The sequence below is a fragment of the Ketogulonicigenium robustum genome (assembly GCF_002117445.1).
Classification (GTDB): Bacteria; Pseudomonadota; Alphaproteobacteria; order Rhodobacterales; family Rhodobacteraceae; genus Ketogulonicigenium; species Ketogulonicigenium robustum.
In genome coordinates this window covers 1,824,012-1,836,971 of sequence record NZ_CP019937.1, presented here as the reverse complement: position 1 = coordinate 1,836,971, position 12,960 = coordinate 1,824,012, and the positions used below count along the sequence as shown (strand labels likewise).

The following is a 12,960-nucleotide window of genomic DNA, read 5'->3' as shown; positions in this document are numbered from 1 at the left end:
TTTCCCGGAAAATCCGCCGGGGCGGGCGCGGCCCACGCAGTAGCGCGGGCCGCAAACCGTTATTCGACCGTAACGCCCGACATGCGGCTAGAGCCGAAGACTGCCGGGACAAAACCCGATACCGATTTCGATACAGCCATCAGTTGATCTGCGCCGCCGAACATCACCGCGGCGAAGTCATCGTACAGAATGTTCTGCGCCTGCACATAAAGCGCGGCGCGCTCGTCCTGATCGGTAATCTCACCAGCACGCTGCATGGCGCTGATGAATTCAGGGTTGCACCAGTGGCCGATGTTCGACGGGCTGGGCGTGCCTTCGCTGTTACAAGTGAAGTAGTTGTTCGGAATTTGGCTGGGATCGGGGAAGTCCCAGATACCGCCGAACATGCCGACTTCCGCCTCGAACGCGCGCGAGCGTTGGATATATTCGGCCCATTCATAGGTGACGATCTCGGCGTTCACGCCGATGGCTGCCCAGTCGGCTTGGATCATCTCGGCCGCGCGGCGCCCGTTGGGCATGTAGGGCCGCGAGACGGGAATGGCCCAAATCTGCGTGCTGAACCCATCGGGGAAACCCGCATCGGCCAGCAGCTGCTTGGCAAGTTCGGGGTCGTAGCTATAGGGCGCCAGATCGGCCGCACCCCAGAAGGTCGGCGGGATGACGGCGCCGGTCAGGTGACCCATACCGTTGAACACCGTCTCGACCAGCGGTTCCATGTTGATCGCATGGGCCAGCGCCTGACGCACGCGGATGTCCTGGAACTTGTCCACGGTCTGGTTGAACGTGATGAACCCCGACGAGGCCACCTTGGCCGGCACCAGATCGACCGTCTCGCTGTCTTCGATCAGCGGGGCGTCGGCAAGGTTGGGGTAGTAGGCGATGGCACATTCGCCCGCCAGCGCGCGCTGCACCCGCACCGATGCATCCGCGCTGATCGCCATGATGATGGCATCGACCATCGGGGTGTTCTCGGCAATGCCCGCAGCCTCGCCCCATGTGTCATGGAACGGGATCAGCCGCACGATCGCATCGGTCTGATAGGCCTGCAGTTGGAACGGGCCGGTGCCGATCGGGTTGCGGTCGAAATCATCGGCCTTGCCCGCGGCCAGCAGCACGTCGGCATATTCAGCCGAGGTCATCGCGATCGACCCGTGCGCCATGATACCGATGAACGGCGCCAGCGGCGCTTTCAGCGTGAAGGCAACGGTGTAATCGTCGATTTTGTCGACGCTGGCCAGCGCATCTGCCAGCTTGGTGTTGAAAGTGATGTAGCTGCCGCCGCTGACCGAATGGTACGGGTTCGCATCGTCCATCATGCGCGCAAAGGTAAAGACCACGTCGTCCGCATTGAAATCGCGCGTCGGATTGAAGGCGTCGTTCGACTGCCACTTCACACCTTGGCGCAAATGGAACGTATAGGTCAGCCCGTCTTCGCTGACATCCCAGCTTTCGGCCAGTGCAGGCTCGATCTGCGATCCGCCGCGCTCGACCTCGACCAGATTGTCGTAAATCTGGCCCAGAACGGTCGATGTGGTGCCGCTGCTGGTCAGTTGCGGGTTGAAAATCTCGGGCGAGCCTTCAAGGCAGACCGTCAGCGTTCCGGCAAAGGCCGGTGCCGACAGGGCTGCCAGCGCGGCGGCCATGGCGAATGTCTTTTTCATTCATATGCTCCCTGAATGCACGGTTGTGAAAGCATGCGGTTCACGGCGTCGACCGCACCCGCACGTTATTTTTGTTGGTAATCCATTCTTTTTTTCGTGTAACATGAAAGTCAAATTCATTATTCGACAGTCAATATAACCAAAGGATATATTGCCCGCGATGAACATTCGTCAGCTGGAAGCATTCCACGCCGTGATGGAAACCGGATCGGCCACCCGCGCGGCGGCACGTCTAAGTATTACACAGCCTGCAATTTCAAAGCTGATGAAGGCGCTGTCGGACGAATGCGGCTTCGGCCTGTTTCAGCGGCGCGGCGGCCAACTTGTCCCCACGCGCGAGGCCCAACTGCTCGAGCTGGAGGTCGCGCGACTTTTTTCGGGAAGCCGCAGAATTGCTGAATTTATCACCGCTATCCGCAACAATCAGGTCGGCGAGGTGTCGCTTGCAGCACCGCCCGCACTTGCGACACGCTTTCTGCCGCAGGTGCTGGCGCAGGGGATTCGCGACCTCAGCGATCTGCATCTGCAGATTTTATCACGATCCTCGCCGCAGGTGACCGATCTGGTCGCGGCGGGGCAGGTGGACATCGGCCTGACCTCGATGGCGGTGGATCACCCCGATATCCACGTGGAACATGTCCGCAGTTTCCCCTTGGTGTGCCTGCTGCCCGTGGGGCACCCGCTGGGCGCCAAGGCCATCCTCGACATCGACGACCTGCGCGAACAGCCCTTCATTTCGCTGCCGACGGGCGATTGCACCTTCAGCAACGCCAGCCGCGCGTTCCAAGTGCGCGGCGTATCGGTCAGCCGCAGGGTCGAGGCCCCCCATTCCGAAACCGCCGCGCTGATGGTGGCGAACAATGTCGGCCTCAGCATCGTGCCGCCGTTTGCAGGCATGGAATACGACGAAACGCGCGTGTTGCGCCGTCTTATCCGGCCGGTCGAGCACCTCGACCTGTGGCTGTTGCGCCCGCGCAACCGGCCGGTTTCAATCGCCTCGGACCTGATCCGAGACCACGTCATGGACGCGCTGAACGCCATCGCGCTCCGCTATGAACACGAGGGCGAAACCCCCTACGCGCTGGGCTGAGGCTGCAGCTGTCCGTTCACCCACACGGCTGTAATGGCGCGGTCATCGCCCATCAGCAGGGTGGGGAACAGCGCTTCCCAGAAATCACCGGCGCGGGCGGCGCGCTGGGCGATGGCGGGGGTCGAGGACAGATCCAGCACTGTCAGATCGGCTTCTGCCCCGACGCCCAGATGCCCGATGCGACCCTCTTGGCGCAAAATACGCGCGCCGCCCTCGGTCGCCAGCCACATCAGCTGCGCGGGGTGCAAGGCGGTGCCGCGCAACTGGGCGATCTCGTAGGTCGCGGCCATCACGCGCAGCATGGAAAAGCTGTTGCCCCCTGCCGTGTCTGTCGCAATCCCCACACGCATCTGCGCCGCCAGCGCAGGCATGTCGAACAACCCCGACCCCAGCACGGTGTTTGACGTGGGGCAGTGGGCCAGGCCCGCGCCGACCTCGGCCATGCGGGCAATCTCGCGCGCGGTCAGGTGGATGGCGTGGCCATAAATTGCGCCTTCACCCAGCAGGCCAAAGGCCTCGTAGGTGTCTAGATAATCGCGCGATTGGGGGTAAAGGCCCTTGACCCATTCCACCTCGTCCACCTGTTCGGAAAGATGGGTCTGCATCAGCGCCTCGGGCCGTTCGCGCCACAAATCGCCCAAGGCGCGCAGCTGTGCCTCGGTTGAGGTCGGCGAAAAGCGTGGCGTGATCGCATAAAGCGCGCGGCCCGTACCGTGCCATTTGTCCAGCAGCGCCTTACTGTCGTCATAGGCTGATTGGGCGGTATCGCGCAAAAAGTCCGGCGTAGTCTCTAGGCGGTCCATGCAGGTCTTGCCCGCGACCACACGCATCTGGCGCCGCGCGGCGGCGGTGAAAAACGCGTCCACGCTGGCGGGGTGGATCGTGCCATAACTGACCAGCGTGGTCGTGCCATGCGCCACCGCCAGATCCAGCGTCTGTTCGGCCATCTGCGCGGCATAGGCAGGGTCGGCAAACCGCGATTCTTCGGGGAAGGTATAGGTGTTCAACCAGTCGATCAGCCGCTTGCCCCAGCTGGCAATAATGCCCGTCTGCGGGTAGTGCATATGCGTGTCGATGAACCCCGCCGAAATCAGCGCGGCCCCGTAATCGGTCACGCGCGCATCGGGGTGCGCGGCACGCAAATCCCCCGCCTCGCCAACGGCGCGGATCACCCCGCCCTCGACCAGAACGCCGCCGTGGCGGATGTGGCGGGCCACGCTGGCCCATTCGGTTTCAAACGGGTTGCCGTCAAACGACAGCACCTGACCAAGAAGCAGTTGTTTTGTCATAAAACAACTCTATGCACACACGCCTGAAACGTAAATCACCGCAGCGCTCTTGCTGCCCCTAAACGGTGCTTTATGCTTGCGCGAACGGCAGAAGGAGCGGCCCATGGACCAGACCGAAGACAAGACCCTCGAGTCCGAGGACAACTTCGGCCTCAGTCCCCGCATTTTCGATCAGGCGCTGGACGCGATCGAGGCCGAAGACGCCCCCGCGCTGGAAGCCCTGCTGGACCCGTTGCACCCCGCCGACATCGCCGACCTTATCGAACAGCTGGATGGCCGCGACCGCCGCGCGCTGCTGGAACTGGCGCCTTCGGCTGTTGACGGCGATGTGCTGTCGGAACTGGACGAAAACCTGCGCGATGCGGTTATTCCGCAGATGGCGCCCGAACAACTGGCCGAAGCCGTCCGCGATCTGGAATCCGATGACGTCGTCGATCTGGTCGAATACCTCGACACCGCCCAACAAGAGGCGGTGCTGGACGCGCTGCCCGCATCCGACCGTGTCGCGGTCGAAAAGGCGCTGGCCTACCCCGAGGAATCCGCCGGCCGCCTGATGCAGGTCGAGGTCGCCCGCGCCCCCGAGCATTGGAGCGTGGGCGAAGCCATCGACTTCCTGCGCAGCAGCCCCACCTTGCCCGACCAGTTCTACCATCTGGTGCTGGTCGATCCGCGCATGCGGCCTGTCGGGCAGGCCACGCTGGGGCGCATCCTGTCATCGGGGCGCGATGCGTTGCTGAAAGACATCGTCGAAGATACGTTCATCACCTTCAAAGTGACCGATGACGAAGGCGACATCGCCCGCGCGTTCAACCAATACCACCTGATCTCCTCGCCGGTGGTCGATGCCAATGAAAGGCTCGTCGGGGTCATCACCATCGATGACGCCATGAACGTGCTGGACGAAGAACACGCCGAGGACATGCTGCGTCTGGCCGGTGTCGGGGAAAGCGCAACCATCAGTGATTCGACGTTCGAAACCGTGAAGCAGCGTTTCCCGTGGCTGATCGTCAACCTGTTCACCGTCAACTTGGCCGCGCTGATCGTGGGACTGTTCGACCACACGATTGCCGCCGTTGTGGCGGTCGCCGCGCTGATGCCGGTGGTCGCCTCGATGGGCGGGTCGGCGGGCACGCAGTCGCTGACGGTGGCGGTGCGCGCGCTGGCCACGCATGACCTCACCTCGTCCAACGCGCTGCGCGTCATCCGGCGCGAACTGTTCGTCGGCCTGTTCAACGGCTTCGTCTTTGCCGCGATCATGGCGGCGGTCGGCACGTTTGGCTACGGCAACAGCTTGCTCGGCCTGTCGCTGGCCTTGGCGATGATCACCAACATGGTGGTCGCGGCGCTGGCAGGGGTGCTGGTGCCGGTGCTGCTGGATAAATTGGGCTTTGATCCGGCGCTGGCGTCGGGCACGTTCGTCACCACAACCACCGATATGGTGGGCTTCTTCTCGTTCCTTGGAATCGCGACGCTGATCTTGCTATGACACATACAGACGACATGAAGGCGGCCGCCCGTGCCGCCGCCGCCCAGCGCCGCGCCGATGCGCATGCCGCAGCCCCCGCCGATGCCGCCGCGCACCTGCAAAGCGTACTGGCGGACTTTGCGGGGCAAACCATCTCGGGCTATGTGCCGATCCGCACCGAAATCGACCTGATGCCCGCGCTGCTAGCCGCGCATGGCGCAGGTAGCACCATCTGCCTGCCGGTGATCGACGCTCCCGCCACCCCGCTGCGCTTTCGTGCGTGGCAACCGGGCGGCGCGCTGGCAGCAGGCGCGCTGAACACGCAAGAGCCAGCCGAAGGCGCGTTCGTGCGCCCCGATGTGGTCGTGCTGCCCTTGCTGGCCTTTGCGACCGACGGGCGGCGGCTGGGGTATGGCGGCGGCTTTTACGACCGCACCTTGCATGCCCTGCGCGCGGCAGGCCCCGTCATCGCCATCGGCTTTGCCTATGATGCGCAGCTGGACGAAGACCTGCCGATCGACCCCAACGACCAGCCGCTTGACCTGATCGTGACCGAAACCCGCATCATCGACCTGCGCGGATAGCCCTTGCAGCCCCGCGCGCGCAGGTTTACGCGGCGGATATGAAGATATTATTCCTTGGTGATGTCGTTGGCCGCGCTGGACGCCGGGCCATAACCGAAAACCTGCCCCGCCTGCGCGAGGCATGGCGGCTGGATTTCGTCGTCGTGAACGGCGAAAACGCATCCGGCGGCATGGGGCTGACCGGCGCGCACTGCAAAAGCTTCCTCGAGGCAGGGGCCGATGTGGTCACACTGGGCGATCATGCCTTCGACCAAAAAGACATGATGCAGTTCATCGAAACCGAACCGCGCGTGATCCGCCCGCTGAACTTTTCCAAGGTCGCCCCCGGCAAAGGTGCCCGCGTGTTCGACGCGCGCGGCGGCCGCAAAGTGCTGGTCGCGCAGGTGCTGGGACAGGTCTTCATGAAGCGCCCCTTTGACGATCCGTTTTCCGCGCTGGATACGGTGCTGAAAACGCACCCGCTGGGCGGCCTCGTGCAGGCCAGCCTGATCGACATCCACTGCGAGGCAACCAGCGAAAAGATGGGCATCGGCCATTACTGCGACGGGCGCGCCTCGATCGCGGTGGGAACCCACACCCATGTGCCGACGGGCGATGCGCAAATCCTGCCGGGCGGCACGGCCTACATGACCGATGCGGGCATGTGCGGCGACTACAACTCGGTCATCGGGATGGAGAAGACCGAACCGATGCGCCGTTTCATCACCGGCATGCCGCGCGACCGCTTCACCCCGGCCGAGGGCGAGGCCACTTTGTCGGGCCTTTACGTCGAAACCGATGACCGCACCGGCAAGGCCACACGTATCGAAATGGTCCGCCAAGGCGGCCGTTTGCAGCAAAGCGGGCCGCTTTAGGCCCTTTTTCCCCGTGGCGGGCTTGTCGGACAAGCGCCCGCTGGCATATAGAAACGCCGATCAATTCCCTTAAGGATACGCAGAACCATGGCCGGCCATTCCAAATGGGCTAACATTCAGCACCGCAAGGGCAAGCAGGACGCGATCCGCTCGAAGCTGTTCTCGAAGCTTGCCAAGGAAATCACCGTCGCAGCAAAGATGGGCGACCCTGACCCCGAAAAGAACCCGCGTTTGCGTTTGGCGGTCAAGGAAGCCAAGTCCAGCTCGGTGCCCAAGGACGTTATCGACCGCGCGATCAAGAAGTCGCAAGGCGGCGATGCCGAAACCTACGATTCGATCCGCTACGAAGGCTACGGCCCGAACGGCGTGGCTGTGATCGTCGAGGCGCTGACCGACAACCGCAACCGCACCGCGTCGAACGTGCGGTCGTACTTCACCAAGAACGGCGGCAACCTGGGCGAAACCGGCTCGGTTTCGTTCATGTTCGACCGCAAGGGTGAAATCGCCTACAAGGCCGAGGTCGGCGATGCCGACACCGTCATGATGGCCGCACTGGAAGCGGGCGCCGACGATGTCGAATCGGACGAAGAAGGCCACTGGATCTATTGCGCCGATACCGACCTGAACGAAGTGTCCTCGGCACTGGAAGCAGCGCTTGGCGAATCGGAAACCGCGAAGCTGGTCTGGCGTCCGCAAACCACCGCCCCGATCACCGACCTCGAAACGCTGCAAAAGCTGATGAAGCTGATCGAAACGCTGGAAGATGACGACGATGTCCAAAACGTCACCAGCAATATCGAAGCGTCGGACGAGCTGATGGCCGAATACGCCGCCAGCTAAACCGCGCCTGACGGCCCAAAAATGCGGCCCGCCCACCGGCGCGGCCGCATTTTTCATCCCCACTCCCCCCGTGGCGCAGCGCGCGCAGGCGCGCTATGATGTCGGGGTAGGGGCCTTGGGGGCGGGTATGCGCGTATATGGTCTGGCAATCGCATTGCTGTTGGCCGCAGGGCCGCTGGCAGCGCAGGATGTAACCGCCCCGTCGGGGCGTGCCGCGCAGCTTTACGATGTGCGGATCGACGCCGACATCGCGCGGTTTCGCCTGACGATGCCCGCATTGGCTGGCGCCGACGCGCCGCCGTCTGACCTGACGGACGATGCGCAATGGCTGTGCAGCACACTGGCGCTACCGGCGCTGGCCGCAAACGGGGCCGCCGCAGGGCAGATCGTCATTTCCCTGTCCGCCACGCCGGTGGATTTCGGGGATACGACATCGGACGTGCCGCAATTTTTTGAAGGCTTCGACGTGATCGACGGCGCCTGTGAATGGGGACTATTCTGACATGCTAAAACACCGTGGTTTTCCCGGACGCCTGACCGGCACCGACTTCCAGTTCGTCATCCGCCGTGGCAACGCCGATGGCGCGACAAAAATCGTCCCGCGCGAGCGTTTTGCCGACCGCCGCCCCGCCGACCGCGAGGCCGACCGTGGCTTCCTGCTGGCGCTGTGGGAGCATTTCGGCGACGAGCCGTTCGAGCGTGGCAACCTAGATGCAGGGCGACTGTCTTGGGTGCTGGGGCGCGAAGTAGTCCCCGCCGAGGAAGACTTCGACCCCGCCAGCTACGAGGCGATGCTGCAGCTGGACCCCGACAAAATCCGCGCGAATTTCCCCGGCCTCATCGACTGACCGCCCTGCCGCAGCGTCATCGGCAAGGATCCGATCACGCTTGCGCGCGCGTACAGCGGCCCTTGCGTTGGGGTTTGGCTGCGATACACTCGGGCCAATACGAACAGGCTTTATAATCAGGTCCCGCATGAACGGGCCCTTGTGCAGGAGAAAAACATGAAGAGCATGATGAAATTCGTCGGCGTTGCAGCCATCGCGGCTACGCTGGCTGCTTGCGGCCAAACCGACATCGAACGCGGCGCAACCGGCGCCCTCATCGGTGGTGCAGTTGCATCGGTCACCGGCGAAAGCGTGACCAAAGGCGTGCTGATCGGTGGCGCTGCTGGTGCCGTCAGCTGCTCGGTCGCCCCGAACGCCCCGAACTGCTACCGCTAATCCGGTATCAATCGCGAAAGCCGCCCTTCATCGAAGGGCGGCTTTTTCGGGCCTAGTTGCGGCCAAGGGCGTTGTTAATCTCTTGAATACGCAGGGGCATTTTGTCGATCTGCCGCGCGATTTCGCGCAGGTTCCACGGGTCGGCCTTGCGCAATTCGACGCGCCCGTCTTTTTCTACCAACACCAGACTGAACCCGCGCGGGCGTAGCTGGCGGCGGATCGCACTGCCATCGGCAGGGCGCGTGTCGGCAATCACCATCACATCGCGTATCGCCAGACTTTCTGGGTCTTCGGCCAGCAATTCCAGTTGGCGCTGAAACTGCGGCTGCGCGGCGCTATCGGCAAACACCACCAAAAGCCGCGCCACATAAGCCAGCTCGGCCATGTCCAAACCCTCGGCGTCGATTACGATGGTTCGGTCTTCCTCCCATGCGGCAATGGCTATTGCGGTGGGCGTCAGGATCTGCGCCTGCAGCGGCGCGGCACCCCAAAGGGCACCGATTAGGGCAAGCAGCAGGGCGGCGGGGCGTCGGGCAAATATGTCCATGCCAAAGATATAAGGAAGACAAGGCCTTCTGCGAAGGGCAAAGGCAGCAAAAAGGCCCCCGTAGGGGCCCTTTTTAAAAGAAGTGATCACGCCTCGGCGGGCGTTTTGTAGCTGACATCGCGGGCATCAACCCGGGGCGCGGTCTTCTTGCGCCGTTCAATCAGCCGGTTCAGCGCATTCACATAGGCCTTGACCGACGCGGTGATCGTATCGGTATCGGCCGACATGCCGGTGGCAATCCGGCCATCTTCCTCGATCCGCACCGATACGGTGGCTTGCGCATCCGTGCCCTCGGTCACCGCATGCACCTGATAGACGTGCAGCTTGGCGTCATGCGGATAAATCGCCTTGATCGCGCTGAAGGCCGCATCAACGGGGCCGTCGCCGGTTGCGTCGGCCGCTTTGTCGACCCCATCGACCGTCAGCGTCAGCAGCGCCTCCTGCGGGCCCTCGGTGCCGCAAATCACGCGCAGGCGCTTGACCTGAATCGTGTCGTGCACCTCGTTCGTGTCAGCGTCTTGGATCAGCGCGATCAGGTCGTCGTCGTAAACTTCCTTTTTGCGATCGGCCAGCGCCTTAAAGCGGACGAACAGGTCGTTCAGCTGGTTGTCGCCCAGTTCTATCCCCAGTTCCTTCATCTTGGCGCGCAGGGCTGCACGGCCCGAATGCTTACCCAAGGGCAGTGATGTGCCGGCCAGTCCAATATCGGCTGGGCGCATGATCTCGAACGTATCGGCGGACTTCAGCATGCCGTCTTGGTGGATGCCGGATTCATGCGCGAATGCGTTCTTGCCGACGATCGCCTTGTTGAACTGCACGGGGAAACCCGAAACAGTCGCGACGCGGCGCGAGATATGCATGATCTTGGTCGTGTCGACTCGCGTGGTAAAGGGCATGATGTCGTGGCGCACGCGCAGCGCCATGACGACTTCCTCCAGTGCGGTGTTGCCCGCTCGTTCGCCCAACCCGTTGATCGTGCATTCAATTTGACGCGCGCCCGCGCCGACAGCCGCCAGCGAATTCGCCGTCGCCATGCCCAGATCGTTGTGGCAGTGCGTTGCAAAAACAACCTCGTCCGCACCCGGCACGCGCTCCAGCAGCATGCGGATCAGATCGGCGGATTCGCTGGGGGCTGTGTAGCCGACGGTGTCGGGGATGTTGATCGTGGTGGCACCGGCCCTGATCGCAATCTCGACCACACGGCACAGGTAGTCATGCTCGGTGCGGGTCGCGTCCATCGGCGACCACTGGATATTGTCGCACAGGTTGCGGGCGTGGGTCACGGTATCGTGGATGCGCTCGGCCATCTGATCCATCGTCAGGTTCGGAATGGCGCGGTGCTGCGGCGATGTTCCGATAAACGTGTGGATGCGCGGGCTGGCGGCGTGTTTCACCGCTTCCCACGCGCGGTCGATATCGCGGATATTGGCGCGCGACAGCCCGCAAATCGTGGCATTCTTGGTGATCTTGGCGATTTCGCTGACAGCCTGAAAATCGCCTTCGGATGCGATGGGGAAACCGGCCTCGATAATATCGACACCCATTTCATCCAGCAGTTGGGCGATTTCCAGCTTTTCGGCATGGGTCATGGTCGCGCCGGGCGACTGTTCACCATCGCGCAGCGTGGTGTCAAAAATCAGGACGCGGTTCTTGTCGGCGACAAAATTGTTCTGGGGCATAACTGGAAACTTTTCTGTTTGAGAGGGCTATCCGGCGCGTGCATACCTCTGAGCGGTCGCGCCAAATGGCACGCTCAGAGGCGGCTAAGGAGGAGGAGCCCCGAAAGCGCTGCGCCCGACAGGACGCGAACAGAAATGTTGAAACCAAGCGTGTTCATGCTGCGCAATATAACCAGCTTGTCAGGCAGTAAAAGCGAAATCTTTGCAAACGCGCATAAAAAGCGGGCGCTGGAAAAACTACTCGCCCGCAGCCGGTGCAGGAACGACAGCAGGCTCGACCATCGCGCCGTCCTGCCATTCGCCGGTCTCGACCGTGCCATCGGGGTAGGTCAGGCGGCCGTGCCCGTCGCGGCGGCCCGCCTTGAAATTCCCCTCATAAATCTCGCCGCCGGGGTAGGTGGCGGTGCCTTGGCCTTCCATCAGGCCGCCGACCCAATAGCCGTCGTATTTGAACCCGTCGGCCATGGTCAGGGTGCCTTGGCCTTCGCGCTGGCCGGCGACAAACGCGCCGGTGTAGCTGCTGCCATCGGCATATTGCGCGGTGCCTTGCCCTTCGCGCAGGCCATTGGCCCACGCGCCGTCATAGCTGCTGCCATCCGCGCCGGTCATCTTGCCGGTGCCATGCATCTTGCCGCCCGCAAAATCGCCGACATAGCTTTCGCCATTGGCAAAGGTGACGGTGCCATGGCCAGCCATGACGCCGCCCTGCCAGTCACCATCGTAAAAAGCCCCATCGGAATAGGTGATCTTACCCGACCCCTCGGCCAGCCCGTTGTCGAAACTGGCCACCAGCACAGCGCCGTCCGGGTAGGTCACTGTCGCAACGCCCGATAGCGCGCCATCGGCCCAGACCCCTTCAGCCAGATAGCCGTTCGCCCCGCTGAACATGCCTTGGCCGCTGCGCTGCCCCGCGCTGAAGCCGCCCTCGTAAACATCGCCGTTCGCATAGGTCAGCGTGCCGGTGCCGTCGAACAAACCATTCGCAAAGCCGCCAGTGTAGCTGTCGCCATTGGCCAGCGTCATCACGCCTTGGCCTGTCATCGCACCAGCGGCCCACGCGCCATCGTAACGGGTGCCGTCTGCCTGCACCAAGACGCCCTCGCCCTCGGGCAGGCCCGCATTCACGCCGCCATCATAGGTCGCGCCATCGGCATAGGTGATCTTGCCGGTGCCGTTGCGCACGCCGTTGACCCAGCCGCCGGTATAGCTGAACCCGTCGGGCATGGTCAGCGTACCGTCGCCCGACGGCATGTTGTTCTGGAAGCCGCCGTCGTATTTGCTGCCATCGGCATAGGTTAGCACGCCGGTGCCTTCCAGCTTTCCGTCCACCCACTCGCCGGTATAGGTGCTGCCGTCGGCATAGGTGATGGTACCGGTCCCTTCGGGCTTGCCGCTGGCAAAGGTGCCTTCATACACATCGCCGCCGGGGAATGTCGCGCGCCCGTCGCCGCGGATCTCACCCTCGAACCACTGGCCGGTGTATTCATAACCGTTGGGCAGGCGGTATGTGCCCTGACCGTGCTGGCGCCCGTTGAGGAATTGCCCCTCATAGACGCCGCCATTCGCGTATTGCTTCACCTCGACCCCTTGGGCGAAGGCGGCCTGCGCAACAAGGCTGGCCGACAGGGCGCCGATCAGGGGAAGAATGCGCAGGGCGTTGCGATGCATCTGGTATGTCCGTCGTGCTGTAGTGGGGTCGTCTGGGGCAACAGTATCGGCGCGACACTA

General features: G+C 63.0%; 13 protein-coding genes. 8 read left to right on the top strand and 5 right to left on the bottom strand.

Annotation, left to right across the window (positions count from 1 at the left end; genetic code table 11):
* Positions 1 to 59: 59 nt before the first annotated feature.
* The gene (locus tag BVG79_RS09115) at positions 60 to 1,661 is read right to left on the bottom strand and encodes an ABC transporter substrate-binding protein (protein ID WP_085786611.1); all 1,602 of its coding nucleotides are present in this window, start codon (positions 1,659 to 1,661) and stop codon (positions 60 to 62) included.
* A gap of 160 nt (positions 1,662 to 1,821) precedes the next feature.
* Between BVG79_RS09115 and BVG79_RS09110 the strand changes: the two genes are divergently transcribed.
* On the top strand, positions 1,822 to 2,751 hold the full coding sequence (locus BVG79_RS09110) for a LysR family transcriptional regulator (protein WP_085786610.1): 930 nt from the start codon (positions 1,822 to 1,824) through the stop codon (positions 2,749 to 2,751).
* Here the strand turns inward: BVG79_RS09110 and guaD are convergent.
* A complete protein-coding gene (gene guaD, locus BVG79_RS09105) occupies positions 2,736 to 4,040 on the bottom strand; it encodes a guanine deaminase (RefSeq protein ID WP_085786609.1) in 1,305 nt (434 codons plus the stop codon). The genes BVG79_RS09110 and guaD overlap by 16 nt on opposite strands.
* A gap of 103 nt (positions 4,041 to 4,143) precedes the next feature.
* Here guaD and mgtE point away from each other — a divergent pair, with 103 nt between their 5' ends.
* The 7 genes from mgtE (at position 4,144) to BVG79_RS09070 (ending at position 9,006) form a co-directional block, all read left to right on the top strand.
* The gene (mgtE, locus tag BVG79_RS09100; protein WP_085786608.1) at positions 4,144 to 5,526 is read left to right on the top strand and encodes a magnesium transporter; all 1,383 of its coding nucleotides are present in this window, start codon (positions 4,144 to 4,146) and stop codon (positions 5,524 to 5,526) included.
* Positions 5,523 to 6,089: a 5-formyltetrahydrofolate cyclo-ligase gene (locus tag BVG79_RS09095; protein WP_085786607.1), complete on the top strand. Its 567-nt coding sequence runs from the start codon at positions 5,523 to 5,525 to the stop codon at positions 6,087 to 6,089. Before mgtE ends, BVG79_RS09095 begins: the two co-directional genes overlap by 4 nt.
* Positions 6,090 to 6,127: 38 nt before the next feature.
* Positions 6,128 to 6,943, top strand: coding sequence for a TIGR00282 family metallophosphoesterase (locus BVG79_RS09090; protein ID WP_085786606.1), 816 nt, complete (start codon positions 6,128 to 6,130; stop codon positions 6,941 to 6,943).
* 87 nt (positions 6,944 to 7,030) lie between these two features.
* Positions 7,031 to 7,783: a YebC/PmpR family DNA-binding transcriptional regulator gene (locus BVG79_RS09085; protein WP_085786605.1), complete on the top strand. Its 753-nt coding sequence runs from the start codon at positions 7,031 to 7,033 to the stop codon at positions 7,781 to 7,783.
* A 127-nt stretch (positions 7,784 to 7,910) separates the two neighbouring features.
* Positions 7,911 to 8,285, top strand: coding sequence for a DUF6497 family protein (locus BVG79_RS09080; protein WP_157115667.1), 375 nt, complete (start codon positions 7,911 to 7,913; stop codon positions 8,283 to 8,285).
* Position 8,286: 1 nt separating this feature from the next.
* Positions 8,287 to 8,631, top strand: a complete 345-nt coding sequence (locus BVG79_RS09075; protein ID WP_085786603.1) for a hypothetical protein — start codon at positions 8,287 to 8,289, stop codon at positions 8,629 to 8,631.
* A 156-nt stretch (positions 8,632 to 8,787) separates the two neighbouring features.
* A complete protein-coding gene (locus tag BVG79_RS09070; protein ID WP_085786602.1) occupies positions 8,788 to 9,006 on the top strand; it encodes a hypothetical protein in 219 nt (72 codons plus the stop codon).
* A 52-nt stretch (positions 9,007 to 9,058) separates the two neighbouring features.
* Here BVG79_RS09070 and BVG79_RS09065 read toward each other — a convergent pair whose 3' ends face one another.
* From BVG79_RS09065 to BVG79_RS09055, 3 genes are all read right to left on the bottom strand, one after another.
* The gene (locus BVG79_RS09065; RefSeq protein ID WP_085786601.1) at positions 9,059 to 9,553 is read right to left on the bottom strand and encodes a DUF4174 domain-containing protein; all 495 of its coding nucleotides are present in this window, start codon (positions 9,551 to 9,553) and stop codon (positions 9,059 to 9,061) included.
* Positions 9,554 to 9,639: 86 nt separating this feature from the next.
* Complete coding sequence (locus BVG79_RS09060; protein ID WP_085786600.1) at positions 9,640 to 11,232, bottom strand: 2-isopropylmalate synthase; 1,593 nt, start codon at positions 11,230 to 11,232, stop codon at positions 9,640 to 9,642.
* A 237-nt stretch (positions 11,233 to 11,469) separates the two neighbouring features.
* Positions 11,470 to 12,900 carry an MORN repeat-containing protein gene (locus tag BVG79_RS09055; RefSeq protein ID WP_236951348.1) on the bottom strand — a complete coding sequence of 477 codons (1,431 nt, stop codon included), beginning with the start codon at positions 12,898 to 12,900 and terminating at the stop codon, positions 11,470 to 11,472.
* Positions 12,901 to 12,960: the final 60 nt, after the last annotated feature.